General features: G+C 45.0%; 26 protein-coding genes, 1 tRNA gene and 1 riboswitch. Of the genes, 9 read left to right on the top strand and 18 right to left on the bottom strand.

Annotated elements, in window-relative coordinates; genetic code table 11:
- Positions 1 to 10 precede the first annotated feature (10 nt).
- Positions 11 to 544 (bottom strand): DinB family protein, encoded by a 534-nt coding sequence (locus KOD92_RS22615; protein WP_215235891.1) that lies wholly within the window; start codon positions 542 to 544, stop codon positions 11 to 13.
- 127 nt (positions 545 to 671) lie between these two features.
- On the bottom strand, positions 672 to 1,067 hold the full coding sequence (locus tag KOD92_RS22620) for a DoxX family protein (RefSeq protein WP_215235892.1): 396 nt from the start codon (positions 1,065 to 1,067) through the stop codon (positions 672 to 674).
- Between the two features lie 127 nt (positions 1,068 to 1,194).
- On the opposite strand from KOD92_RS22620, the gene KOD92_RS22625 reads away from it, so the two are divergent.
- The 3 genes from KOD92_RS22625 to KOD92_RS22635 all read left to right on the top strand — a co-directional run bounded on the left by KOD92_RS22625 (position 1,195) and on the right by KOD92_RS22635 (position 3,790).
- Positions 1,195 to 1,533, top strand: coding sequence for a winged helix-turn-helix transcriptional regulator (locus KOD92_RS22625; protein WP_215235893.1), 339 nt, complete (start codon positions 1,195 to 1,197; stop codon positions 1,531 to 1,533).
- Positions 1,534 to 1,824: 291 nt separating this feature from the next.
- Positions 1,825 to 2,811, top strand: a complete 987-nt coding sequence (locus KOD92_RS22630; protein ID WP_215235894.1) for a ScyD/ScyE family protein — start codon at positions 1,825 to 1,827, stop codon at positions 2,809 to 2,811.
- Between the two features lies 1 nt (position 2,812).
- Complete coding sequence (locus tag KOD92_RS22635) at positions 2,813 to 3,790, top strand: c-type cytochrome (RefSeq protein WP_215235895.1); 978 nt, start codon at positions 2,813 to 2,815, stop codon at positions 3,788 to 3,790.
- Between the two features lie 149 nt (positions 3,791 to 3,939).
- Here KOD92_RS22635 and KOD92_RS22640 read toward each other — a convergent pair whose 3' ends face one another.
- The 8 genes from KOD92_RS22640 to KOD92_RS22675 form a co-directional block, all read right to left on the bottom strand.
- Positions 3,940 to 4,638 carry a hypothetical protein gene (locus KOD92_RS22640; protein ID WP_215235896.1) on the bottom strand — a complete coding sequence of 233 codons (699 nt, stop codon included), beginning with the start codon at positions 4,636 to 4,638 and terminating at the stop codon, positions 3,940 to 3,942.
- Positions 4,639 to 4,710: 72 nt separating this feature from the next.
- Positions 4,711 to 5,553, bottom strand: a complete 843-nt coding sequence (locus KOD92_RS22645) for a helix-turn-helix domain-containing protein (protein ID WP_215235897.1) — start codon at positions 5,551 to 5,553, stop codon at positions 4,711 to 4,713.
- A 9-nt stretch (positions 5,554 to 5,562) separates the two neighbouring features.
- Entirely contained in the window at positions 5,563 to 5,754 is a 192-nt protein-coding gene (locus KOD92_RS22650) for a hypothetical protein (RefSeq protein ID WP_215235898.1), read from the bottom strand.
- 202 nt (positions 5,755 to 5,956) lie between these two features.
- Positions 5,957 to 6,030 (bottom strand) — tRNA-Pro (locus tag KOD92_RS22655).
- 3 nt (positions 6,031 to 6,033) lie between these two features.
- The gene (locus KOD92_RS22660; RefSeq protein WP_215235899.1) at positions 6,034 to 6,279 is read right to left on the bottom strand and encodes a GIY-YIG nuclease family protein; all 246 of its coding nucleotides are present in this window, start codon (positions 6,277 to 6,279) and stop codon (positions 6,034 to 6,036) included.
- Between the two features lie 203 nt (positions 6,280 to 6,482).
- Positions 6,483 to 9,914: an efflux RND transporter permease subunit gene (locus KOD92_RS22665; protein WP_215235900.1), complete on the bottom strand. Its 3,432-nt coding sequence runs from the start codon at positions 9,912 to 9,914 to the stop codon at positions 6,483 to 6,485.
- A 30-nt stretch (positions 9,915 to 9,944) separates the two neighbouring features.
- Entirely contained in the window at positions 9,945 to 11,078 is a 1,134-nt protein-coding gene (locus tag KOD92_RS22670) for an efflux RND transporter periplasmic adaptor subunit (RefSeq protein ID WP_215235901.1), read from the bottom strand.
- Positions 11,079 to 11,120: 42 nt separating this feature from the next.
- Positions 11,121 to 12,485, bottom strand: a complete 1,365-nt coding sequence (locus KOD92_RS22675) for a TolC family protein (RefSeq protein WP_229254806.1) — start codon at positions 12,483 to 12,485, stop codon at positions 11,121 to 11,123.
- A gap of 58 nt (positions 12,486 to 12,543) precedes the next feature.
- Here KOD92_RS22675 and KOD92_RS22680 point away from each other — a divergent pair, with 58 nt between their 5' ends.
- The gene (locus KOD92_RS22680) at positions 12,544 to 13,509 is read left to right on the top strand and encodes a hypothetical protein (RefSeq protein WP_215235902.1); all 966 of its coding nucleotides are present in this window, start codon (positions 12,544 to 12,546) and stop codon (positions 13,507 to 13,509) included.
- Between the two features lie 55 nt (positions 13,510 to 13,564).
- Here KOD92_RS22680 and KOD92_RS22685 read toward each other — a convergent pair whose 3' ends face one another.
- A complete protein-coding gene (locus KOD92_RS22685; protein ID WP_215235903.1) occupies positions 13,565 to 14,191 on the bottom strand; it encodes a TetR/AcrR family transcriptional regulator in 627 nt (208 codons plus the stop codon).
- Between the two features lie 540 nt (positions 14,192 to 14,731).
- Here KOD92_RS22685 and KOD92_RS22690 point away from each other — a divergent pair.
- Positions 14,732 to 16,219, top strand: a complete 1,488-nt coding sequence (locus KOD92_RS22690) for a type III PLP-dependent enzyme domain-containing protein (RefSeq protein WP_215235904.1) — start codon at positions 14,732 to 14,734, stop codon at positions 16,217 to 16,219.
- 111 nt (positions 16,220 to 16,330) lie between these two features.
- Entirely contained in the window at positions 16,331 to 16,459 is a 129-nt protein-coding gene (locus KOD92_RS27565) for a hypothetical protein (protein ID WP_255567400.1), read from the top strand.
- Here the strand turns inward: KOD92_RS27565 and KOD92_RS22695 are convergent.
- The 7 genes from KOD92_RS22695 to KOD92_RS22725 all read right to left on the bottom strand — a co-directional run bounded on the left by KOD92_RS22695 (position 16,456) and on the right by KOD92_RS22725 (position 22,399).
- Positions 16,456 to 16,986: a D-glycero-alpha-D-manno-heptose-1,7-bisphosphate 7-phosphatase gene (locus tag KOD92_RS22695; protein ID WP_215235905.1), complete on the bottom strand. Its 531-nt coding sequence runs from the start codon at positions 16,984 to 16,986 to the stop codon at positions 16,456 to 16,458. The two genes, KOD92_RS27565 and KOD92_RS22695, sit on opposite strands and share 4 nt — an antisense overlap.
- Positions 16,987 to 18,015, bottom strand: a complete 1,029-nt coding sequence (gene hemE, locus KOD92_RS22700; protein WP_215235906.1) for a uroporphyrinogen decarboxylase — start codon at positions 18,013 to 18,015, stop codon at positions 16,987 to 16,989. It abuts the gene before it with no gap.
- A 27-nt stretch (positions 18,016 to 18,042) separates the two neighbouring features.
- Positions 18,043 to 18,444, bottom strand: a complete 402-nt coding sequence (locus tag KOD92_RS22705) for a PIN-like domain-containing protein (protein WP_215235907.1) — start codon at positions 18,442 to 18,444, stop codon at positions 18,043 to 18,045.
- Positions 18,441 to 19,118: a DUF433 domain-containing protein gene (locus tag KOD92_RS22710; RefSeq protein WP_215235908.1), complete on the bottom strand. Its 678-nt coding sequence runs from the start codon at positions 19,116 to 19,118 to the stop codon at positions 18,441 to 18,443. The genes KOD92_RS22705 and KOD92_RS22710 overlap by 4 nt, the downstream gene beginning before the upstream one ends.
- An 83-nt stretch (positions 19,119 to 19,201) precedes the next feature.
- Positions 19,202 to 21,652, bottom strand: coding sequence for a TonB-dependent receptor (locus KOD92_RS22715; protein WP_215235909.1), 2,451 nt, complete (start codon positions 21,650 to 21,652; stop codon positions 19,202 to 19,204).
- 79 nt (positions 21,653 to 21,731) lie between these two features.
- Positions 21,732 to 21,826: riboswitch (TPP riboswitch) on the bottom strand.
- Between the two features lie 40 nt (positions 21,827 to 21,866).
- A complete protein-coding gene (locus KOD92_RS22720; protein ID WP_215235910.1) occupies positions 21,867 to 22,169 on the bottom strand; it encodes a type II toxin-antitoxin system RelE/ParE family toxin in 303 nt (100 codons plus the stop codon).
- Positions 22,166 to 22,399, bottom strand: a complete 234-nt coding sequence (locus KOD92_RS22725; protein WP_215235911.1) for a hypothetical protein — start codon at positions 22,397 to 22,399, stop codon at positions 22,166 to 22,168. The genes KOD92_RS22720 and KOD92_RS22725 overlap by 4 nt, the downstream gene beginning before the upstream one ends.
- Positions 22,400 to 22,511: 112 nt before the next feature.
- Here KOD92_RS22725 and rocD point away from each other — a divergent pair, with 112 nt between their 5' ends.
- The 3 genes from rocD (at position 22,512) to KOD92_RS22740 (ending at position 25,485) form a co-directional block, all read left to right on the top strand.
- Complete coding sequence (rocD, locus tag KOD92_RS22730; protein WP_304488621.1) at positions 22,512 to 23,777, top strand: ornithine--oxo-acid transaminase; 1,266 nt, start codon at positions 22,512 to 22,514, stop codon at positions 23,775 to 23,777.
- Positions 23,774 to 25,165 (top strand): S41 family peptidase, encoded by a 1,392-nt coding sequence (locus KOD92_RS22735; RefSeq protein ID WP_215235912.1) that lies wholly within the window; start codon positions 23,774 to 23,776, stop codon positions 25,163 to 25,165. The genes rocD and KOD92_RS22735 overlap by 4 nt, the downstream gene beginning before the upstream one ends.
- A 65-nt stretch (positions 25,166 to 25,230) precedes the next feature.
- Entirely contained in the window at positions 25,231 to 25,485 is a 255-nt protein-coding gene (locus KOD92_RS22740; RefSeq protein WP_215235913.1) for a GlsB/YeaQ/YmgE family stress response membrane protein, read from the top strand.
- Positions 25,486 to 25,572 lie beyond the last annotated feature (87 nt).

Below are 25,572 nucleotides of genomic sequence, written 5' to 3' on the forward strand. Positions count from 1 at the left end.
TAAAGGAATATTAAAGTAACTTCTCTTTCGGAGGTGTAGCGCCTGCCATACGGATGTATACAGTTGTCTGACCTCTGTGGTGAGTTTGATGTTCAAAATTTTTGATCAGCGCCATTCCTTTTGTCATATTGAAACGACCAAAAAGTTTCACGGATTCAGCCATTTGCGCGGGTGTCATTTTTTTGATCCCGTTAATTACAAAATCATATCCTTCCACCACGATTTTCGTAATGTTCGCCTTCGACTTGTCTGTCGTCGATTTTTCCAGTTCTCCCATTCCGTACGGGCTTTTTACGCCAGTCGCAGCTGAGGCGAATCCGTAATTTGCGTCGGTAATGTGCAGCATTTGTTCGGCGAATGAGCGCATTTCCGGTGTAGGCTTCAAAGCGTAACCGGTCTCAGGCATTGCGTCGAGGTATTCCTGGGTATAGGCTTTCGCCCTTTCCCATTCTTTAACCATCTCATCTGCCGACGATTGAGCGTTGGCAAACTGGATCATAGTAATCGCAATAAACAATGTCGATAATAGTCTAAGTTTTGTCATTTTCATTCATGTTTAGTGATTTACAAAACTAACTAATCTAATCAGGCCGCGCTAATCATCTGATTAAGAAAGCGCATTGACACCTAATTCTCTATTTGTTTCGTACAAAACAAAGGTTAAACCGGTATTAACGGGATGCCGCATTTCCATACCTTCCCCAGGCGACAAATGCGGCAAGCACGCCAAAAATGATATTGAACAACGCCGGTTCACCCCTGGAAATGTGAAAAACCATCGCGCTCAGCATAAGTATTACAATCCCCGCGGCCGCAGCAAATGTCAGACGAGGCCGGATATTCACCAAAGTGGGAAGCACGATCCCAATTCCTGCAACGAAGTCGATAATACCGGTAAATTTTACAAATGCGGCCGGCAATTCCCCTGTCCATGGCCACATTGCGGAAAGTAGTTCCGGCGACTGGAACAATTTCATGTAAGAAGCCCAGATGAGCGTTAATGAAAGTGCTAGCTGGGTAACGAGCAACAATATATGCAGCGTTTTTGAAGGTTTTCTGATCAACATTGGGATAGTCTTTTTTGTGAGTAAGCAAAAGTATTTACATTCACTTCCCGTTCGTCAGTACTTTCCCGATGGGATAATACTATCAGTTCGGGTAGTAACGCATTACGCAATCATTAAAGAATCACAAATGCTAACCGAAAATGGCTGCCCGAAGACTGCATTATCCATACGCGATGCACTCGAAGCCCTGGAAGGGCGGTGGAAACTGTTGATATTATTTGCACTCTCTTCCGGTCCGAGGCGGTTCAGGCAACTTTCTGTCGAAGTAGCAGGTATTACGGACAAAGTTTTGTCAAAAGAATTGAAAGCAATGGAAATGAACCAGCTGATCAGGCGGCAGGTTTTCGACACGTTCCCCCCAACAGTTGAATATTCCATCACCGAGCACGGCGCATCATTAGACAAAGTCCTGGAAGAGCTCCATTACTGGGGCCTCGCGCACCGGGTCAAGATCATCGGGAAGTAAGTGTTATCGCCGAAAATGACAATCCTTGAAGTCATCCGACAAAATTAGTGACTCAGACGGTAGCGTTGCATAGCAAGAATTTGCTATTGTGCCTTCGCGCCGTGTCGTTTTCTTTTGCACTACATATTACTCAACGTTATTCATTTTATCCATCACTAAAACCCGAAACGCACGACGATTATGCATTGCGTGGCGCGGCCAGCGTGGCCCGGCCAACGTGGCCCGGCCAGCGTGGTCAGCACGTTCCGGTTTTCAGTTCAGTCCTTAATCAAATACTCAATTTTCCAGAAAATGAAAAAATTAGTACTACTAGTTAATGTTATCATCGCGTCGATGTTCATTCAGGCCTGCACCGACCATGTGGAGCCAGTCGCGGAACCGGAAACTTTTACTTCACAACCCTTTGTAAGCGAACTCAAATACCCGATTGGACTAACAGTCGACGATCATTCAAATGTATGGGTTACCGAGGCTGGGACAGGCAATAACGGCACGGATGGAACTGTATCCATGATTACCTCTGCAGGCGTTAAAACCACATTCGTAACCGGACTCCAGTCACTGATGCGTGAAGGTTCGATTGAAGGTATTGGTCACCTTATTTATAAAGACGGGACGCTCTATTTCCTGCACGGTTCAAATGGTATGCTTTATACAGCCGATGTATCTTCTTTCAAATCAGGTGATCCGGCCGTGAAGCTTGCCGATATTCCTTCTCAGGATCTTGCAACTTTTGTAAAAGGCGAGAATCTGACGAACCCGATTAATTCGAATACATACGATCTCACATTCGGGCCCGACGGTCACCTGTACTTTGTTGACTCCGGAAGTAATGCGGTTATTAAAAGGGATAAAAACAATGGTAAGCTGTCAGTATTTGCAAAACTTCCTAACGTCGCGCCTGGCGTTGAGGCAGTACCGACGGGTATCGTTTACGACGGTAGTAAGCTATTTATCAGTACATTAACCGGCTTCCCTTTTGCACCGGGCAGCGCCAGTATTTTACAAGTAGATGACAAGGGGGCTGTGGATGTGTACCAATCCGGTTTCACAACGCTGACCGGCATTACACTTTCAGCTAACAATAAACCTATTGTAATCCAGCACGGGGAATTCGGAGCAAAGGGATTTGCAAAAGGATCAGGGCTGGTACTGGACGGAGAAGGAAATACGCTTTTTGGCAACATTACGCGCCCGACCGACATTATGCGGGCTGGCGATAAAATGTACTATCTGCTAAGCTACGAGGACGGAACAATCGTTAAACTCAGCTATTAAGGTGAAAGTGCTTAAAATCATTGGCAAAATAGTTGCCGGCCTTGTTGTAATAATTGCAATAGGACTCATCTATGTGAGCGCGGGCCTTCCTGATACCGGTCCTCCGCCGAAACTGAAAATTGAGCTGACACCAGCACGCGTCGAGCGCGGGAAATATCTCGCCAATCATGTGACAGTTTGTATGGACTGTCACAGCACACGCGACTGGTCGCAATATGCGGGACCGCTTAAAGGCGGACTGGGTGGCGGCGGCGAGGCATTTACGCAGGAAATGGGCTTTCCAGGCAAATTCTACGCGCCTAATATTACACCATACGCACTGGCTGGTTGGACGGATGGCGAGATTTTTCGCGCCGTCACAACCGGTGTGAATAAAAGCGGAAAACCACTTTTTCCGGTCATGGCTTACCACCGTTTTGGGCAGCTGGATAAGGAAGATATTTATTCAGTGATCGCCTACATTCGCGGATTAGCACCGATGGAGACTCATATTCCGGAGTCTGAGCCTGACTTTCCTGTCAATATCCTTATCAATACAATGCCCCGGGAAGCTGCTTTTACCACCCTGCCTGCTGAGACTGATCAGGTGGCTTATGGTAAATATCTGATCACTGCTACCGGCTGTGTGGATTGCCATAGCAAGACTGAAAAGGGTAATGTGGTGGCTGGAACTGAGTTTGGCGGAGGAATGGAATTCAAAAGTCCGAACGGAGTGGTGCGCTCGCCTAACATCACGATGCACAAGGAAACCGGCATTGGTAACTGGACGGAAGAAGCATTCGTAGCGCGGTTCAAAGCGTATACAGACAGCGGTTACGTTTCACCCAAACTCAAACCCGGTGAGTTGAATACCCCAATGCCGTGGACCATGTACGCAGGCATGAAGGAAAAAGACCTCACTGCAATCTTTGCCTATCTGAGCACGGTAAAACCAATTGAGAACCAAATAGTAAGGTTCGAGAAAAACCAGGTTCAGTGATGAAATGCTCAAATGCGTTTTTAATACTGAGGCATAGAAGCGCGCTGCGGGATTAAAAGACCAGGCCAATTGCCGAACTTTCCAGCATCTCCGCTGGATTTCAGTAAAGCGAAAGATATTGTAGCTGGCGTAAAGATTTTCTTCGGCATTCATAAAGCCCAATCTACAACGCCCTTTGCGAATCCTTGCCAGATGCCAGAGCCGGGAACCCAGGGAAATGCATAATGGAAAATACAGCAGATCAGCAATGAAACCAGGTAAGGATAATAGTTCTTTCCTTTCGCGTATTCATATATCAACAAGCCAACAAAAAGCACATCGCACAAGGCAAAGGCCACCATCACAGCGGTGTTGAAATCAGTGAAGCCCAGATTAATGCGCCCAACACCCGGGCCAAGCAATGCAACGGCCGAGGCGATCATATAGCGCATGTGACTGGCAGGTTGCTTCTTGTAAACAATGGCCAATACATATAGGCTGGCAAAGGGTATCAATGCGGAAGTTGGAAGGTATAAAAATGCCAGGTTCTGCATTTCGGACATGTGGGAAGCGTTTTTCAGGTATTGTGTCTTCATTACCGCCAGCAGCGATAAGATAATGATGGGGACAAGGACGTAGGAAAATTTACCAACGAGTCGGTGCAGAGCAATCCTCTTTTGATATATAAGTATGGGTTGCACGATCAGCATCGCAAACCAGAGCATCAACAATATCGTATGGATATGATGCACATAAGTGAGCCCGGTAAATGAAGGGAACTGACTGAAATAACTTTTGTAGAAGCCGGTCACCACAATGGCAAGGGTAGCCACAAAGAAATAGCTGACGTTTTTGTAGGAACGTTCCATGGCATGAAGCATTAAGAGTAGAATAAGCGCTGCCGGAATGGCTGCACACTGAAAATGTTACTGCAAATGATTTTACACTCCCCTGAACCCGGTCGCGATGTTGAGCCTTCTTTCGGGGTTCTGGGTGCTCTGCTCAATGAGCGTATTGGGGGCAGTTCCTGCGAATTGTTTAAAATCCTTCACCAAATGCTGGTAGTCGGAATACCCCGTATGCAAAGCGACAGTAAGCCAATCCAAACCAGGATTAAATTCTTTCATTTCATAGGCCTGGTAAAACCGGCAGATTCGTGCAAAATATTTCGGGGTAATTCCGATTTGTCTTACGAACCTGTTTTCAAACTGCCGGATACTCAGGCATGCGTGATCAGCCATGATGGCTAAGTCAAATCGCTGCGGAGAAGTCAGAATGAGCCTGCCGATTTTATCGAACGGCTGAGATTTTTGTTTGGACCTGAGGATCTGTTTCAAGAAGAATGCATCCAAAATCTCAGGGATCGTGGCATAATCGGGCGCATTGGCAAGGCGGTCGTCGACCTCATCAATGTCCTTGCCAAAAATGGTGGTTGCATCCACGCCCTGGTGGACAAGCTCGTTCATAGGAATACCCGACAACTGAAACAACGCCCCGGGCTGGAACCGGACATGCACGAACATGAATTCATGTGTGAGATGGAAGTTCTGCCTGTAATCCGGCTGTCCAAATACATATGTTTTAGGGCGTTTTTCGAAAAGCTTCAATTCCGGACATTCGGCATAAAGATTGCCAACGATCTGAAACGTCATCCCTTCTTCCGGATTGGTTGGATATGCTTTTACCGGAGCTGGGGCATCTCTGTCAAAAATCATATGCAATAACAAGTACTCCTTCACATGGCTGCTGACAGAAGCTGCGGGGGCAATGCGTTTGCAGATCATAACGACATGTTATTTTGCTGAAAGATAGCTATTTGTCATTTCATTTTGAATCCCGAATCCGCTTCCACCGTCTTCCAATTTTCTTTCCCAACTTCCTACTGGGCCTGGTTGTTGTTGCCTTGGTTGATTTAAAATATGTGAATCCCGCATAGAGGCTGCAATACCAATAATGGAGAGAATTATAAGCAGACTAGTGTTCATAATGTACCTTGTTAAAGTGAATAACTGTACAAAAATGAGCAGGGGGAAAGAGGTTTTGGTGGTAAAAAAACGCAATCGTGGGTTTCCACAAAACAAAAAGTATGTTCTGTCTCAATGCTCCTGTCAGAATAGTTGAACAGAAACAGGCCAGTTGTAAAAAAAGCCACTCACAACTTTCGCTGTAAGTGGCTTCTAATCAATGTCGGGATGACAAGATTCGAACTTGCGACCCCTAGCACCCCATGCTAGTGCGCTACCGGGCTGCGCTACATCCCGAAATTATTGCAGACCTAAGTCTTGCAAATGTCTTTTAATTCCTCTTTTCTTAATCTTACTCTCCAATTGCATGGCCGTTGAACGGTCCGAGCACTCAAAGGTATGTACTAATCTCCAAGGAACTCCTTTGCCGGTAAAATTGACACGGCCTTCATTATGCCTTCGCAGCCTGCTATCCAGATCCTGAGTCTGTCCTACATAAAACTTATTGAGCGATTCGCTAAATAAAATATATACAACAAAACTCATTTCAGATAGTGTGTTTGCGACTCTCCCGCTCCAAGCGGGATGCGCTACCGGGCTGCGCTACATCCCGAAATTATTGCTGAGTGAGGTATTTGAGTGCCTTCTCAACGCCGGTTACCCGATTCTTTGGGGTTGCAAATCTAGGAATTTTTGGAATACTGCCTATCTCAGTTTGAAAAAAATTGAGACAGGCAGTATTCCTAGTTTTAGATCGTTTCGTTCTGCCAGTTCGGGTTCACAACTTCCTGCTTGCCTTTTCTGAACCATTTTTCACGAACCCTCTCATTTACATAATACATACACGGTACCAATATCAACGTAAGTACGGTTGAGAAGGTGAGACCGAAAATGATTGTCCAGGCGAGGATATTCCAGAAAATCGAACTTGGTCCGCCGATGATCAGGTCGGGTTCGAGGTTGCGGAAAAGTCCGACGAAATCGACTGTGATACCCAATGCAAGAGGAACAAGGCCAAGCACGGCCGCCGACGCGGTAAGCAATACAGGTGTCAAACGGATCGCACCGCCTTCGATAATCGCTTCACGCATCGGATAACCTCTGCCTCGCAGCTCTTCGATGAATTCAATGAGAAGGATACCGTTTTTGACCACAATACCAGCCAGCGCGATAATACCCACACCCGACATAATCACCGAGAAATCTTTTTTGAAAATCACAAAACCCAATAACACCCCGATCAGTGAAAGTACGATCGTGAAGAAGATGATGAAAGGTTTCACAACCGAGTTAAACTGCGTCGCGAGGATGAGGTAGATCAACAGGATCGCCGCACCGAATGCAGTTCCCAGGAACGCCATCGATTCGTTTTGTTCCTCCTGTTCACCACCCATTTTAATGGTATAGCCATTTGGTACCTCCATATCTTCGATCAATGTCTGGATCTGCGCAACAATTTCATTGGCGTTGTAGCCGGGCAGTACGTCGGATCCCAAGGTAACTATGCGTTGCTGATCCTGGCGGTTGATCTGGCTGAATGTAGTTGAGTAGTGGATATTGGCCACCGAAGTAATAGGCACCTGGCGCAATGCACCGCCCATATTCATATCGCGGTACACCACATTGAGGCTCAAAAGCTTCTCAATCTGCTCGCGATCATCTTTTTCCAACCTCACCATAATCGGATATTCGTCCTTATCATCGCGGAATTTGGAAACTTCCAGACCGAACAATGCGGTACGAACTGCAAGTGCTACCTGCTGGGAGCTGATCCCTTCGCGCTGCGCTTTTTCACGGTCGATATCAATTACAATTTCAGGCTTGTTAGTCACCAGATCGGACCGAAGCTGGTCAATACCCTCGATACCGGACTGTTCAACGCGCTTCAATACCGTTTTTTCAAGAGCCTGCAACTGCTCAAATTCATCTCCCGAAATCTCAATGGAGATCGGCTTACCTGTTGGCGGACCTACTGCTTCCCGTTCAACCGATATTTCGGCGCCCGGGATACCCGCTACCGCTGCCCTTATTTTCCGAAGGATCGCTTCCGAAGATCTTCCGCCACGCTCGGTACCATACACAAATGCAACCGTGATTTTAGATTTATGCGGCGTTGCAGCGCGGTCTGGGTTATAAGGATCACCGGCGTTTTTACCTACATTGGCAATCACCGAGTTGACCATATCCATCGCTTTTTCCTTCTCCAAAACATCAAAAACCTTTTTCTCGATGATCTTGGTTACAGAATCCGTCACTCTTGCGTCTGTTCCAATAGGCATTTTAGCGTAAACGTACACATAGTCAGGATCGCCGCTTGGGAAGAAAAGTACCTTTGGCTGGGCAATACCGGTTATAATAAATGTAACTACTAAAAGTACCAGCATGGATACGATCGCAACCACTGGACGCCAGCCGCGCAGCAGCCAGTCGATCAGTTTACGATAGTTATTTTTCAATGCAGGCAACAGTCTGTCCTGGAATGGAACAAGTACTCTTGGTGTCAGGATATAATGGTTGAAAATCCAGAGTACCAATATGAATACTATGAAGTTACCAATACCACGATCGACCAGGTAGCCGATCAATGCAGCTACTCCCAAAACAATCACAGGTCTGCGGATCGCCTTGAAGCTGGTATCGTGGGCTTCTTTTTCGTCGTCGTGACGGCCCATGAATGATACTGCGAAAACAGGGTTCATTACATAGGCTACGAAAAGTGATGCGCCCAGCGTAATGATCAGCGTGAGCGGCATGAATTTCATAAATTCCCCGACTATACCAGTCCAGAAAAGCAGTGGGAAGAATGGTGCAATGGTAGTAAGTGTTCCGGAAAGTACCGGGATAAATACCTCACCTGCCGCTGCTTTCACCGCCTGCTGGATCGTCCAGTCTTTATGATTGTTGAAAAGCCTGTGGGTATTTTCAATTACCACAATTGCATCATCCACAACCAAACCAATACCGAGCAGGAATGCAAAGAGTACAATGGTGTTCAAAGTAAATTCAGTCCCTACCAGCGGCCCGATGATCGGCATCATTACAAAGGCTACCAAAGCCGAGAGCGGCACCGACAACCCGACAAAGATCGCGTCGCGCACACCCATAAAGAACATCAGTACCATTACTACGAATATAAATCCGAGGATAACCGTATTGATCAAATCGTGGAGATCAGCTCTTGTCTGGATCGACTGATCGGCTGTAATATTAATGTCCAATCCGGGCGGGAAACGGTTTTCCTTGAAATCGGCGATTGTTTCTTCGATTTTATCTGCCGCGGCTACCAGGTTTTCACCGGAACGTTTGATGACGTTCAGGGTAATTACCGATTTGTTGGCCAAACGTGCGAAATCCTGCTGTTCTTCAAAATCATCCCGCACGTCAGCAACGTCGCCCAACCGGATCGTCGCGCCTGTGGCAGTACGAATGCGGATATTCGCCATGTCGGCCACATTGGTATATTCACCTTTTACACGCAAAGTCCTTCTAACACCTTCTACATTTAATTCACCACCTGAAACGTTGATGTTTTCACCCTGGATCGCGGTTTGAATATCATAGAATGTCAGACCGGTCGACCGCATGCGGTCCAGATTTACATTGATCTGGATCTCACGGTTCAATGCGCCCAGGATATCCACGCGCGTAATTTCCGGCAGCGCTTCAATTCCATCCTGCAAATCTTCGGCAAACTGTTTGAGCTGTTTCAGTGAATAATTTCCGGCGATGTTCACGTTCATGATCGGGAACTCCGAAAAGTTTACGTCTTGCGCGGTAGGGCCCGTATCCAGGTTCTGGGGTAAATCGGTTTTCGCCTTGTCAATCGCATCTCGGACTCGCTGCAATGCGACTTCCACAGCTACATCCGGCGTAAATTCAACCAGGATCACGGATACATCCTGCAATGCATTGGATTTGATCTTTTTAACCCCGCTCAGCGATTTAAGCTGCTTTTCGATGGGTTTATTGATCGTGTTCTCGATATCGGCAGGCGCAGTACCAAAGTAAACGGTATTGATGTAGATCTGCGGGATCTTGATATCCGGGAACTGCTCTTTGGGCAGGTTATTGTAAACCATAAACCCGGCCAGCGTGATGATGAACGTAAAGATGTAGATCGTCGTCCGATTCTCTACGCACCAGTTGGTAAAACCAAGGGTTTTATATTCGCTAAATTTCATAAAAAGCTGATGTTGAATGGTTTTTTGCTATCAAAAACTAATCGGCTGACCGTCTGAAACTTCCTGGTAGCCTAGCGTAATCAGCTGGTCACCGGCAGTAAGCCCCGAGAGTATTTCGATCTTCCCATTGTAGCTCAAACCCGTTTTTACTTCGCGGGCTCTGGCGATCTTTTTGTTTCCTTCTGTCACCGCCACGTACACCACGTTGCCTTTTTCCGTGCTCTGAACATAGTTCTGATCAATAGCCAGCGCATTTTTACTGATCGCGTCGTTGATCTGCACATTGGCCATCATATTAGGCTTGATATCCTTGTTAGACGGAAGATTGGCCTCGATCGTAAAGGTTCTTGAAAGCGGATCCACGGTAGTACTTACAAATGAAACCCGCGCCTTGTATTCTTTTTTCAGGTCGGGAAATTTCACGATTACCTCGTCCCCTTTTTTAACACTGGCAGCATAGGTATCAGATACTTTCGCAGACACTTTGAGGTTGCTCAGGTTAACGATCCGCACCACGCCCATTCCGGGAGAGGCCGTTTCACCGACTTTCACATTTACCATATCCACTACCCCGGCCATTGGAGATACGATATTGGTTTGCGACAGCTGTGCATTCAAAGTACTCATTCTTCTTTCCAGCGATTCCTTGTTATTTTTCGCCTGAAGGAACTGGATCTCAGTACCTATTTTCTGGTCCCAAAGATTTTTTTGTTTCTCATAGATCGTATTGGCCAGGCTCATCTGGGTTTTCAATTCTTCCACAGATTCCTGCAGTAGGCTATTGTCTATCTTGCCGATGATGGTGCCTGCTTTTACATAATCACCTTCTTTTACATTCATCGCGACTACCACGCCGCCCGCCTTAGGCGTAACCATCACGTTGTTCTTTGCATCGACGGTACCCTGAAGTTCTACGAAGTGACGGAATGTTTCGGCTTTCAAAGTATCAATAGATACCGGCTTGATCCTGGCCTCAGCGGCCTTTTTAGGATCGAGTTTAGTGATCTCAGATTCAAGTGCCTTGATCTGCTTTTCTTTCTCGGCCTGTTCTGTTTTCAGTTTGGCGAGCTCTTCTTTTTTGCCTGCCAGATCATTTTTCTTCTCACCTCCGCAGGAAGCAAGTATCGTAGCCAGGACGCCTATCAGTAAAATATGTCTTTTCATGGTATTAGTAAGTAGCTGTTTCAAGTTTTGTAAGTGTTAAGGTCAATTTCCTGTTTCGGTATAAAGTTCGCCTTTTGCTCTGCTGAGATCTACTTTGGCGATCATCAGATCATATAGTGCTGTGAAGTAGTTGGTTTGCGCTTCCTTCAGTGACGATTCCGCATTGATCACCTCGATGTTCGAGCCTACGCCTTCTTTGTATTTGATTTTGGAAACACGCACAATTTCTTCTGCCAATTGCAGGTTGCGCTGCTGTGTTTCCAGTGTTGCGAATGCGTTCTTGATATTGATCATGGCCTGATTACTCTCCAAATCAATGGATTGTTTGAGCAGCGACTGGCTGTTTTTGATCTTATCCAATGCGATTTTCCGCTGGTGGAGCTGGTACTTTTTTGTAAAACCATCGAAAATCGGAATGTTCACATTCAATGCTACCAATGCATTGTTGAACCATCTCGTGGAGAACAAATTAGCAAAGGTACTCTGACCGTTGTTGTGACCATAACTTGCGTTAAGCGAGACACTTGGAAGATACCCCGCTCGCACATTCCGAATATCCAGTCCTGCGAGTTTTTCCTGCGTATCCAGCAGCGAAAACTCAATGCGGTTGCTGTAATTCAGTTCAGCGCCGGAGAAGGAAGATTTCAGGGAATCGATGTTTACTGCATTGATATCGTCAATCAGCTTGATCGGTTCGTTCGCCGGCATTCCCATCTGGTATTTCAGCAATGCATAACTCAGCTCGATGAGGTTCTGCACTTTCTGGCGTTCGGTTTGCAGGTTATTGATCTGCACTTCGAGCCGGTTCACATCCAGAAGTTCAACGAAGCCGCTGGCATTCATAGCCTTGGTCTCACGCATGAGCGAATCTACGCGGGAAATGTTGAGATCGAGCAACTTAGCACGTTCCTCGGCTACCTGAGCTGAGTAATAAGCCTTCGTAACCGCCTCTGCCACTTGTACTCTCGAAGAAGTAGTGCTCTTTTGCGCCAACTCACGGTAAGTTGCCGCCGCTTTTAAACCAATAAAATAAGAACCATTGAAAATGAGCTGGTTTAAGGTCGCCGAAGCGGTTCCGAGATACCTTACTCCAAATTCGATTGCAACAGGTTCAGCAGTAGCTGGTACACTTGGGCCGCCAAACTCACCGGGCGGGAGGAAAAATCGCTGAATGATCAGGTTGTCTGTCAGGTTGAAGTTGGCGCTTACCTGGGGCAACCCGGCCGCCCTGATTTCGCCGATCCTGGCCTCCGCAGAAACTGCGTCGAGCTGTGCATTTTTGATATTCAGGTTGTTTTTGATCGCGTAATCGACGGCGTCTTTCAGTGAGTAACTCCCGTTTTGCGCATTACTGTGCATAACGCTCATTACAAGCATGAGAATAATATAGCTTGTTTTTGCTCTCATATGTAACTATTTTTATAGATAATGATGTTTTTTCGTTTTACTTAATCAACAAATCGTTATGAAAAAATTTGTCGTTTTATTTGTCTTGTTGGTCGCACTGAATTCGTGTAGGGAAGGTGATGATTTTAAGATTTCATCAGATCCCACAAAAGTAGATGCTCGTTTAATCCAACCGAAGGTTGAACAAGGATACCTGGTGTTCGCGAGTGCTGAGGAAATAATGTCACTATTATCCGATAGTGAACGTCCGGAAGTGAATGAAAAAATAGAAAACTGGCAGAAACTACCGGGTTTTACCTCATACAAGGAATACAGAATTGCAAACACTGAGTATCTCGTCAATGAAGAAGTGTTAGCTCTTCGAAAAGCGTTAAATAATCGAGACATATCAATAATAAAGCAATCGGTTAAAAGCTTACCGTTAAGTATTGAAGCCTTCATCAATGAAAAAGGGTTAGTTCGAATTGGGAGTACTTTACTGCAATTCACACCTGATAATGTTAAAGAATTAAAAAACTTCAATGGTCAACTAGATCAGATCGAGACTCTGATAACGAGTACAGAGGATAGTCCGAAAAATAATATCAGGTTTCAACGAATTTTTTCTGGCCTAAATAATTTAAGCGACTCTAATGCCCGTATTGGCCCATATTCCGTATCAGTGGTAGGAGGCCCGCTTCCTATTCCTCCCGTTGGGTCCATGTTTGTTCACGGTTATCTGACTTGCTATTCCTTTCCTTCTAGCACAAGTTCCACAGGATACAAATGGTATATAGATGCAGAGTCGAGGGCTTATTCCGACGGCGGTACCGAACTTACAGGTGTTCAGACGTCAATCGAAGTAACATCATCCACTCATGGAGGCAGAACGGTAACAGGTAAAACTCGGCAGCAAAACCAGATACTTGGCTCACGTGGCAGCGATAACAATAACGATTTTAAGGGGCAGATCAAATTTGTGATCACCATGTATCCTTATGGGTACACATTGCATTCTGTCGGATATATTAATATTACCGATTAATCGATCTCTTTGTTTTGTCATCGCGTCGAAAAACGCGATGACAAAACTCTTCAGGTTATTTTTCATGGGTATTGATTTCAATTGCTGATTTATCTTTTATGGTGTTATAATTTTCAAATCCTTTTTCAGATAATACGCCCCTCAGAAAATGATGTACAAATTCCATTTGAATGTGCATCAGATCAAATTTTTTGAGTGGGAAAATAGTCGGGTCGAAACCCATTACGACCTGCTCGATGCGCAGCAATGAAAGTACTTCCACATCAATATCCGGCCGGTACAGTCCGAGCTCGATACCCGATTTCAGGTTGTCGCGAATGCTTTTGAGGATATATTCATGTTTATAAACTTGAAACAGGTCCCAGGCTGCGGGGTAATACTTTTTCAGATCGTATAAAAAAGTCGGATTCATATTTGCCATCGTTTCCCGCATCTGAACCGAGGCGTAAAGCATTTGTTCAATCGGATTGGAAGCCTGCGAGTCCAGCATTTCCATATCACATTTTTGAGACTTGATTTCTTCCTGGATAACCAGTGCCAGAATTGCTTCTTTGTCCGAGTAATGCTGATAGATAGTCCGTTTCGAGATGCCCAGATCCCTGGCAATATCATCCATCGTAACGCTCTTGATACCGTAGCGCCAAAACAGATTCAAAGCTGATTTTATAATTCGATCTTTCACGGAGGCAAATTTGAAATATTCGAATGATAAAAACTACGAAAACTCTGTGAATTTTTAAAGTTTTCTAATTTTCCCTTCACTTACTGCATTTCTTTCTATTTCAATGCTTTATAAAGCAGCTTCAATGTGTTGCAGACCATCTTCTGAAAGCATCTCGCCGCTTATCTCAGCATAATATCATATAACAGAGATCTTTTTCGCAGCCAACCAAGAAATGATAACAATAACTTAATTTGTATTATTTCCCGAATAACTAGTGCCATATTATCAGCGGGAGGAAGGGTGTTTTTTCGGATAAAGAGCTTTTCGGTCTGGCTCCGGGCTTAAAAGTAGCCACTCTTGGTCCGGATGGTCAATCAAAAAATTCTTAAACGGACTATTTGAGGTATGAACCTTTGAAAACGGCCGATAAAACGTTGCATGAAGGGAATGATTTCATTGTGAACAGTGTTTGGAAATGACGCACATTCTATCCAAATTTCGCGTCTTTTTATTTCCCTTTACTTATAATTCCATCATTACAACCGCGACGAGCATATAATGAAAAGCAGCTACATTGACCTTATTGAGCAGACGTTCGAATTTCCCACAATGGAATTTAATGTTGATAATAATGAATTGCTGTTCAACAATGTACCTCTGATGGAGATCATCAGGGAGCACGGTACGCCCCTTAAAATAAATTATTTACCTAAAATCGGGGAGCATATTGAGAATGCGAATATGTTCTTCAGGAATGCTTTCAAGAGGCACAATTACAAGGGGACTTATACCTATTGTTATTGTACAAAATCATCGCATTTCAGCTTCGTGCTGGAAGAAGCGTTGAAGCATAACATCCATATTGAGACTTCATCTGCGTTTGATATCCCCATTATTCGCGAGCTATATCGCCGCGGGAAGGTTACCAAGAGTACCTACATCCTTGCAAACGGTTATAAATTACCCCGCTACACGCAATACCTCAGTGAGCTGATCAACGAAGGTTTCAATGTGGTACCTATCCTGGATAACCTCAAAGAAATCGAATCTTACGAGCAACAGGTAACTGCGGATACGGTGAATTTCGGGATGCGTATTGCGACGGATGAAGAGCCTAATTTTGCATTTTATACATCACGTCTGGGTATTCGGTACCACGATGTGCAGCAGCTTTATAAAGAGAAAATTGAGCCGAATCCCCGGTTTAAACTCAAAATGCTGCACTTCTTTATCAATACCGGTATCAAAGACAGCGCATATTATTGGAGTGAGCTCACCCGGTTTATGTTCAAATATTGCGAAATGCAAAAGATCTGCCCTGAACTCGATTCGATCGATATTGGCGGCGGGTTACCTATTCAGACTTCTTTGCAGGCGGGTTACGATTACCAGCAGATGATCGACGAGATCATTGAAAATATCCAGTGGATCTGTAACAAGAACAACGTTCCGGTTCCTCATATTTTTACCGAATTCGGTAGTTACACAGTTGGTGAAAGTGGCGCGGTGATCTATGAGATCATTGATAAAAAGCTGCAAAATGACAAAGAGCTCTGGTACATGATCAACGGATCGTTTATCACGCAGCTGCCAGATTCGTGGGGTATGAACCAGAAGTACATCATGCTTCCGATCAACAACTGGGATAGTCCCTACCAAAAAGTTAACCTGGGCGGACTGACCTGTGATTCGCAGGATTTTTATAACAGCGAAATGCACAGTGCGGATCTGTATATGCCTATTTTCGAGGAAGAGACTGAAAAGCAATATATCGGCTTTTTCCACACGGGCGCTTACCAGGAGTCACTGGGCGGTTACGGAGGTATTCAGCACTGCCTGATCCCAGCTCCGAAACACGTTTTAGTGGACAAGGACGAAGATGGGAAGATTACCACCCGCGTTTTTGCCGAAGAGCAGAACAGCGATTCCATGCTGCGTATTCTCGGCTTTAAAGAAGAGCCTTTTATAAGTCAGATTAATAACAACGACGGAAAAGAAGACGCGCCGGAAGAGGTAGAGGAAGAATTGGTCGAGACTAAAATTTAATACGCTTAATATAAAGTTCTTTGAATGAGTTCGTTATTAGTCAGATTCTAACTCTCATTCAAAGAATTTTTTTATATTTTTACGGTGACAAAAACTTTATACAAACGGAAAATGAAGAAAATCTTAGTTCTGGTTGCGATTTGCGGAACATTGGCAGCCTCAGCTTGCACGAAACATGCTTGTCCTGCTTACGGTTCAGTTCAAAAAGCACCACAGGCTGCGCCGGTTGTAAAGGCTTAATTTGCAGTTTGTAATATAATATGCGCAGCTTCCAATAAACTGGCTGCCGCATAATCTCCCTCTGAATTTTCTTTTTCAGGAACAATGTGAATTGTTCTTACGCCCGCTTTTTTACCAGCTTCCATATCTCTGTCCCTGTCGCCGATCATCCACGATTGTTGAGGGTCAATATCATATTTCGCCATTGCTTTTTCCAGCATTAAAGAACCTGGCTTTCGCGAAAGTGAAGCGCCTGAGTATTCCGGGTGGTAAGGCGAAAAGTATATATCATCCAATGCATTTCCCGAAGCTTGCTGCATTGCTTCATGAATGGCGTACACGTTTTCAGCTTTATACAACCCTTTCGCAATCCCGGCCTGATTGGTGACAACTATCAGTAGATAACCTGCCTTTTTGAGCATTTGGAGCGCCTCCGGCACACCTTCCAGGATAACAAGCTCTTTCAGGTCGTAAGTATAATTGGTACAATCCTCATTGAGCACACCGTCGCGGTCGAGGAAAACGCATTTTGTTTTTAACGAAGACATTTACAGACTTGAATATTCTTTGACAGATTCGATGAAGCAACGGACTTTGTCCGGATCGGTATCCGGATAAACGCCGTGGCCGAGGTTGGCAATATATCGCTGGGTGCCAAACTGTTCCAGCATTTTCTTTACTTCTATTTTAATCTGATCGTAAGAAGCGTAGAGCACGCACGGATCCAGGTTTCCCTGTAAAGTTTTGTTCGGAATCAGTGCGCGTGACTCGCGGATATCCATATTCCAGTCAAGTCCCACTACTTCACAGCTCAGTTCGCTGATCTCTTTTCTTGCAAAAAAAGCACCTTTGGCGAAAACCGTCACAGGTACTTCATTAATCGCGTCGCAGATCTGCTTGATGTAAGGGAGTGAAAAGATCCGGTACTGTTCGGGCGACAGAATGCCCGCCCAGGAATCGAATATCTGCACGAGATTTGCGCCGGCCACTACCTGCGCTTTCAGGTAGGCGATCGTGCTATCTGTTATTTTTTGAAGCAATGCGTGAGAAAACTCAGGATCGGCGTACAAATGCTTTTTCGCGACTGAAAATGTTTTGGAGCCTTTTCCTTCTGTCATATAACAGAAAATCGTGAAAGGCGCACCTGCAAATCCGATCAATGGAACCCTGTTTTCCAGTCCCTGCTTGGTAATTTTGATCGCGTCGAGCACGTATTTGAGATCAGTTTCCGGCTCAGCTACATGCAGCTTTTCAAGATCTTTTAGTGAATGCACAGTCGCAGGAAAAACAGGGCCGCGCTGCTCAATCATTTCGTACGGAAGTCCCATTGCTTCGGGTACCACCAGGATATCTGAAAATATAATCGCTGCATCAACGCCCAGCAAATCAACGGGTTGTAATGTTACTTCGGCCGCCAGTTCCGGCGTAGTCGCCAATTGAATAAAGCTGCCTGCTTTTTCTCTGACAGCTCTGTATTCAGCCAGAATCCGGCCCGCCTGCCGCATCATCCAAACCGGCGTCCGCTCCGTTTTCTCGCCCCGCGCCGCACGAAGCAAAAGATCATTTTTGAGTTCCATGCGGCAAAGGTAATACGAAGGGGCATATTACCATGTCTCAAATGCAGTACTTCGCGAAGTGCAACGAAAAGCGAATGGACGTTTTTGTTTTGATAGCTTCTTAATATCCCTCCACCTTTTAACAATCTGTTCCACCATTTCCCAATATTCATACCCACTTTTGGAAGGTGGAGTTAGGAAAAAGACTCCCACTCCATATTTCTCGAGTAGTTCACGCTGCCGTCTGTTTCTATGGATATTAAGGTCCTGGGTGATTATCATAGCATTCTGTTGTCCAATTTTAGGTAGCCATTCTTCATCCGGAACTCCTCGTCCAAAAGCGCTTTCCAGCGAAAGCACTTCAAATCCATCATTTAGGGGACTTTGCAATGTATTAAGACCGGTAGCGATGTGCGGAGAAATATTCTCGTCAATGTAAATTTTTATCATGCTGCTCTCTGATAGAAAAGAATTACATCTCTGATCTCTTTACTCGACAAATCGTATAGATTTTTGATCGTTGTCTCCGATTCTCCACCAGCCAGAAGTAAATGAACTGTTTCCGCCAAGATATTGGAATTGCCAACCAAGGGTTGTCCAAATCGCCTATGAGGATCAACAATTATGGCATGTTCCTTTCCGAGAGGATAAAATCTCTCAGCCAACTCGCTATGGTTAAAATCTATTTTCTTGCAAAAGGGCTCGATAATATCTTTAATAATAATTTGAAGCGTCTGGTCAGCCTGAATGATTTCATTCGTTTTTCCCTCGAACAAAATCTGTTTCCCATCTGTCAAGACTTTTGAAGACGCAAAGGGATATTTTGTGTCAAAAATATTTGCCAAAAGCTGGTGGGCCTTCACAATTCGCTGCATACTCACGCCCTCTGAGCGAAGTTGGTAGAATATGAAGAATTCTATTAATGTATGAAAGTTGGTTACAAGGTTTCTGCCGGACCCTTCGGAAAAGCCTACACCATCAGAAGATCTGAACTGCGCATTCCAATATTCCTTCATCCACCTTCGCACTTTTCCAGCAGGCAGGTTTAGGATGGAGGCAATATCCGCAATGGTATAAATGCCAGTTCCAATATCAATTAGATTTGCATGATTTTCAGTGTTCATAAAGAATGCAGCTTGTAGCTCGAAAGTCAGACTGCCAAATTAGTAAAAATTAGGAACCTGGAACCTTTCAATTATCCTGCGGCTCAAAACCTAAAATTGACCCCTACCAGAAAGTTTCTGACGGCTTGCGGGAAGTAGAAGTTTTCTTGCGTTAATGCGCCTCCTCCAATGTATCCATACGTATATCCATTCGATTCGTATTGCTCGGACAGAATATTGTTTACTAACAAATTGAACGAAATCTCATTCGCCCAGGCTGGTTTGATCGTCCACGAAAGCCGCACATCATTCGTAAAATAAGCGTCGAGTTTGCGGGTTTCAGTGGAGGTATTATCCAGATATTGCTTGCCTACATACTTGGTCAGCAGCGCCAGTTCAAGGTTCTTTTGAATTGAATATGTTAGCTGACTTCCTGCAATTACATTTGGTGAAAATGAAATGTCAGACTTTCCGTGGTTTATGGTTTGGTACCCTCCATTGTCATAATCAACCACATATTCAGTGAAGTTATCGATCTTATTCTGGCTGAAAGTGGCATTTACATTCCATTTCAGAAAGCGGTTAAATGCTACTGCTCCTTCAAGTTCGACTCCCGTCCGGTAGCTTTTCGGAACATTCACACGGATCGAATTCCCAACATCATTGATCTGCCCGGTGAGTACCAGCTGATTTTTGTAATGCATTAAATAGTAGTTCGCAGCAAAAGCAAATTTTCCCTGCTGCGTTTTAAATCCGGCCTCAACATTTTGCAGACTTTCATTTTTTGGGAATAAAACAGCAGTTGTATTGGTCAGATCATCGCGGTTTGGCTCGCGGTTTCCGATGCTGTAAGATGCGTAAATGCTACTCTGGTCCGCGATTTGGTAGGTTATACCTGCCTTTGGATTGAAAAAAGAATACGATTGATCAACCGCCAATTGAACCTGGTCATTGTCGGTTCCATTGATCGCGTGACTTACAGTTCTGAACTGCAGATCGGCAAATGCATTGAGTTTGTCGGTGAATTGATAATACAGTTTTCCGTAAATATTAAAGTCTTTTTTAATTCCCTGACTATAATAGTACCGATGCTCATTTTCAATGTTTCCTGCATTTCTGGCCCAGATAATCTGCCCATAATGATCGCCGTCATATTTGTTCCAGCCGCCGCCAATGCTCGCTGTCAGTTTTTTGAAACTGTTGTAATCGAGCGAAAAGGTAGTTCCGTAGAAATAATTATCCAGCCACCGCCTGCGGATCAGATCGGTACTTTCCAGCGTATCTGCGCCGATTATTACATTTGGTAGATTGTAGTTCGCGTAATCATCGCCTTTCCGGTATTGCTCATAATAACCCAAACCTCTCACCAAAAATGCATTGAGATTGAAATTCCATTTATCGCTCAAACTGTGCGACGAAACGATTTGGTAGTGATCCTGGCGGTAATTATCTACCTCATTTTTATAAGTATACGAATTGTAAGTGCGGTTGTCGGAGTTGAGCAGGTTTTGTGCATCTGGTTCGTCTAATCCATTTCTATCAATGTAGCTCAGGATTCCCTCGCGGTCGCCGCGCAGTTTCGCCTCAGGCACACCGTTCCACGACTGGTAAGTACGCTCATTTCCCGAAAATACATTAACCCGCACAAAGCTTTTCTTGCCAAAATATCCACCTGACAAATAATAGGAATGCAGCTCAGAAGCCGCACGATCGACAAAACCGTCGGACGAAACGCGGGAAAGTCGGGCGTCGAATGTGAATTTATCCTTGATCAGCCCGGTACCTACTTTCAATGTATTTTTGAAAGTATTGAAAGATCCGTAAGCATTGTTCAGCTCGGCATAAGCTTCCTTCCGCAATGCATTGGTATTGATATTCACCGTCGCGCCAAAAGAAGCGGCACCGTTGGTAGAGGTACCCACGCCGCGCTGGATCTGGATACTGCTCACCGACGACGCAAAGTCCGGCATATTTACCCAGAAAACACCCTGACTTTCAGCGTCGTTATAAGGTATCCCATTGACTGTCACATTAATGCGGGTGGCATCAGAGCCGCGTATCCTGATTCCGGTATAACCTACTCCCGCGCCAGCATCACTTGTACTGACAAGCGAAGGTGTAAAGTTGAGGAGTACTGGTAAATCCTGGCCGAGGTTCTGCTTGTCGATCGCCGCTGCGCTTACATTGGTAAACGCCATCGCACTTTTTTCATTTACGCGGGTAGCATTGATCACCACTTCGTCAGCCTGATAAGTACTTCTGAAAAGCTTGATATCCAGCTTGTTCTGCGGTGAAACTGCGAATTTTCCGGTTTCATAACCAATGTAGGAAACCTCAATTTCGCTGACATTTTCTGAGATATTGCGTAAGGTAAAATTTCCGTTTTGGTCAGAATTGGTACCACGGATTTCGGAAGCTTTGATCGTCGCGCCGGGAAGTGGTTTCCCGTCTTCGGCATCGGTAACGCGACCGGAGATCGTGCGTTGTGCAAAGGTATTGGCACAAAAAGCTGCACTGAAAATCAGCGCCAGCAGATAGGTAGTAACGTTTCGCATTGCGAGATAAATAGTTACAACAGGCAGGGGCCACCTATCTTGATTTTAAACAATAAATAAAAATTAGAAACAGCTATGGATTATTCCAGCTTTCTCTTCCTACGCCGGCATTACCCGGATCAGGTTTATGGGTATGATCTCAGCCCGTCAGGTAGGGCACCCCTTTGAGATTATGTTTGCAAAGCTAATTCGGAAGCAAGCCGTTTGCAAACAATTATTTAACCCGTTTCCAAATTTCAGGATTAAGGCTCTTGTGAACCACGCCTGTAATAACAACCAGGCGAAGTTCAAGTATGATTTCAAAATGAATCATGAACGGAAATATCGACAATACTGCTGTGTGGACTATCTGGTACCGTTTTGCAAACAGAAAAGGATTTTCTCTTATCAGCTTCACTTTCGATCTGACCGCACCAGTAAAGCGGCGGCCGAGACCAGCAGTCTGTTGATTATACCAATTAACTGCATCCTGAATATCATCTAATGCGATATCAAGAAACTTTACGCTGTATGTCATAGATTCTTCTCGATTTCGTCCATAGCAGTGTCGAAATCAAGAAGTTGAGAATGATGAGTATTTTTGAGAAGCTCGTGTCTGGCAAAAATAAGGTCTTTATGCCATTGGGGGAGCTCTGTGAATTCTTGAACGGGGCGCAGGGATTGGATTTTAAAATTATTCCATTCCCACATCGGCTTGAATAATCGACCCGAATTACGTGTGTTTTTGAAATTATAGTGCGTTTTCATGATCTTCTGTTTTCTGATCTTTTACAAATATAAGATTATAACGCTTACTGTAAACCACTGATTCCCTCAATGCTTTTCTCTATTTTTACATAAATAGAAATGACGGCTTATTATGGAAAAAATCTTGGACTATACAGACACAATGAACAGCTCGCAGCAGGCAATGGAGCTCGAATACCGATACGGCGCGCACAATTACAAACCAATGCCCGTAGTGCTGGAAAGAGGCTCGGGTGTGTATTTGTGGGACGTGGAAGGAAAGCAATATCTTGATTTTTTGTCTGCTTATAGTGCTGTAAGTCAGGGGCATTGTCACCCGCATATTATCAATGCGATGATCGAACAGGCGCAGAAACTGACGCTTACCTCGCGTGCTTTCTATAATGATAAGTTGGGTGAATGTGAAAAGTACCTGTGCGAGTACTTCGGTTATGACAAGGTTTTAATGATGAACTCAGGCGTGGAAGGCGGCGAAACTGCATTGAAACTTACCCGTAAATGGGCTTATAAAGTCAAAGGCATTGAGCCTGGAAAAGCCAAAACGGTGTACGCCGCGGGCAACTTCTGGGGAAGGACGTTAGCCGCTATTTCATCTTCCACCGATCCTTCGAGCACAGACGATTACGGTCCGTTTTTGCCGGGTTATGAGATCATTCCCTACGACGATCTTGATGCATTGGAAACCATTTTTAAAAATGATCCGAATGTGGCTGGTTTCATGGTCGAGCCGATCCAGGGAGAGGCTGGGGTAGTGGTGCCCAAAGAAGGTTATCTAAGAGGAGTAAGGGATTTGTGTACAAAATACAATGTACTTTTTATAGCTGATGAAGTGCAAACCGGCATCGGGCGCACAGGGAAGCGATTGGCTTGCGACTGGGAAGGCGTGAAGCCTGACATTTTGGTTTTAGGAAAAGCGCTTTCCGGAGGCGTAATGCCCGTTTCAGCCGCATTCGCCGATGACGAGATCATGCTGACGATCGCCCCGGGCGAGCACGGTTCCACGTTCGGCGGCAACCCGCTCGCGTGCGCTGTGACGGTTGCAGCTTTGGAAGTGGTGGAAAAGGAAAACCTCGCAGAAAACGCGGAGAAAATGGGCCAGCTTTTCAGAAAAAGAATGCTGGATTTGCAGCAGCAATGTTCTCTGATTGAAATCGTTAGAGGAAAGGGACTTTTAAATGCGATCGTTATCAACGACAGTGAGGAAGGGTCGACGGCAATGGATCTTTGTTACAAAATGATGGAAAAAGGGTTGCTCTGCAAGCCTACCCACGGCAACAAGATCCGGTTCGCTCCTCCGCTGGTGATCAGCGAAGTGCAAATGAATCAGGCCTGCGATATCATTCAGGAGGTATTTCTGCAAACAAATCAAGCACTATGAAACTAAATTACGTACCCCTTCTCCTGCTGGCCGCTTTGACAATGTTCGGCTGCCGCGAAAAAAATGTGGATCCAGCGTCGGAGACAGAGACCAATGAATGGATTTATGCCAATATGAAGTATTGGTATTACTGGAACGATGAGATCACCGACAAGCCCGATTATTCCAAAAGCCCCGCCGATTTTTTCAAATCCCTGTTATACCCATTTGATGCGAATGCGCGCCCCGATGGCGACCGCTTTTCCTGGATCCAGGAAAGTGCCGACGAGCTGGAAGCGTCGCTCGCCGGAGAGTCGAAAACGACGGGCATGGAATATAAGCTCGTTAATTTTCCCAGCGGCACCATTAACGTGGTCGGCATTGTTTTGTACGTGATCCCCGATTCCCCGGCAGATAAAGCAGGTTTTGCCCGCGGTGATATATTCAATCGGATCAACGACCAGAAGCTGATCAACAGCAACTACGTCGGGCTATTAAATACGCAGGATAAAAAGACTTTCGGACTTGCGAAAATTAACGGTAGTGAACTGGAAGAAAGCACGACAAAGCGTGAATTGACGCCGGTTGTATTGCAGGAAAACCCGGTGTTTTTTGATACCATATTTACTTACGGCGCCAATAAGATCGGTTATGTCGTGTACCACCAGTTTATCCCGCAACCCTACAAAGCTTCAAACGGGCAGTACGACAAGGAGCTCGATAATATCTTCACTACATTCCAGCGGAACAACGTCAATGCATTGATCGTGGATCTGAGGTATAATCCGGGCGGTTATGTCAGTTCTGCTACTAACCTGGCGAGCCTGATCGTGAAAGGTACTTCCAGCGATATTTTTTATTACAAAGAATACAATGATGAAGTAACTGAAACGAACCGCAAGAAATATGGCGACTCGTACTTTTACGATAATTTTATCACCAAACCACAAAACCTGGGCGCAAACCTTAATAACCTCGTTTTCCTGGTTTCCTCGCGTTCGGCTTCTGCAAGCGAACTGCTGATCAACGGGCTGAAACCATTTATGAACGTGACGCTGGTGGGATCTAAAACAGTTGGTAAAAATGTGGGATCCGTTACGCTAACAGGCGAGGATAGGGGTATTAAATGGGGATTGCAGCCTATTGTCTCGAAGTCTTTAAACAAGGATAAAAAATCAGATTACCATACCGGATTTGTGCCCGATATTCCAGCCAGTGAGGGTAACATTCTTTATCCTTACGGCAGCCCGAAAGATCCGCTGCTGAGCGAAGCCCTGTTTAAAATCACGGGCGAGCGCGTGGTAAGGCAGGCCCGGAATGCACGCGTTTTGCAGGAAGAGGAAGGTCACGAAATTACTTCTTCGATTGTAAAAAAGGCAGGAGGCAGCAATATGTTTTTTGATAAATGATCTGATACGGCATGCTTTTTGATTATTGAACTGTAATTCACATTCATTAATCTAAACTAAGTATCATGGGAATCATAACATGGATCATTGTCGGCCTGATCGCCGGTGCTATTGCGAAGGCAATCCATCCGGGTAAAGATCCGGGCGGTTTTATAATCACTATATTAATTGGTATCGCGGGCGCCGTGGTGGGTGGCTGGATCTCATCGATGCTGGGTTACGGTACCGTTGACGGATTCAATATCGGAAGCCTTTTCATCGCAATATTAGGCGCTGTAATACTTCTTTTTATTTACCGGAAGTTTAGCTCAAGATCATAGATTTCTAAGTCATAGAATGGTGGGAAACAAGTTGAAAAACTGCTCTCCCACCATTTTTTATTGTTATTTTTACGGTCTTGCATCTGG

Source organism: Dyadobacter linearis (assembly GCF_907165045.1).
GTDB classification, from domain to species: domain Bacteria; phylum Bacteroidota; class Bacteroidia; order Cytophagales; family Spirosomataceae; genus Dyadobacter; species Dyadobacter linearis.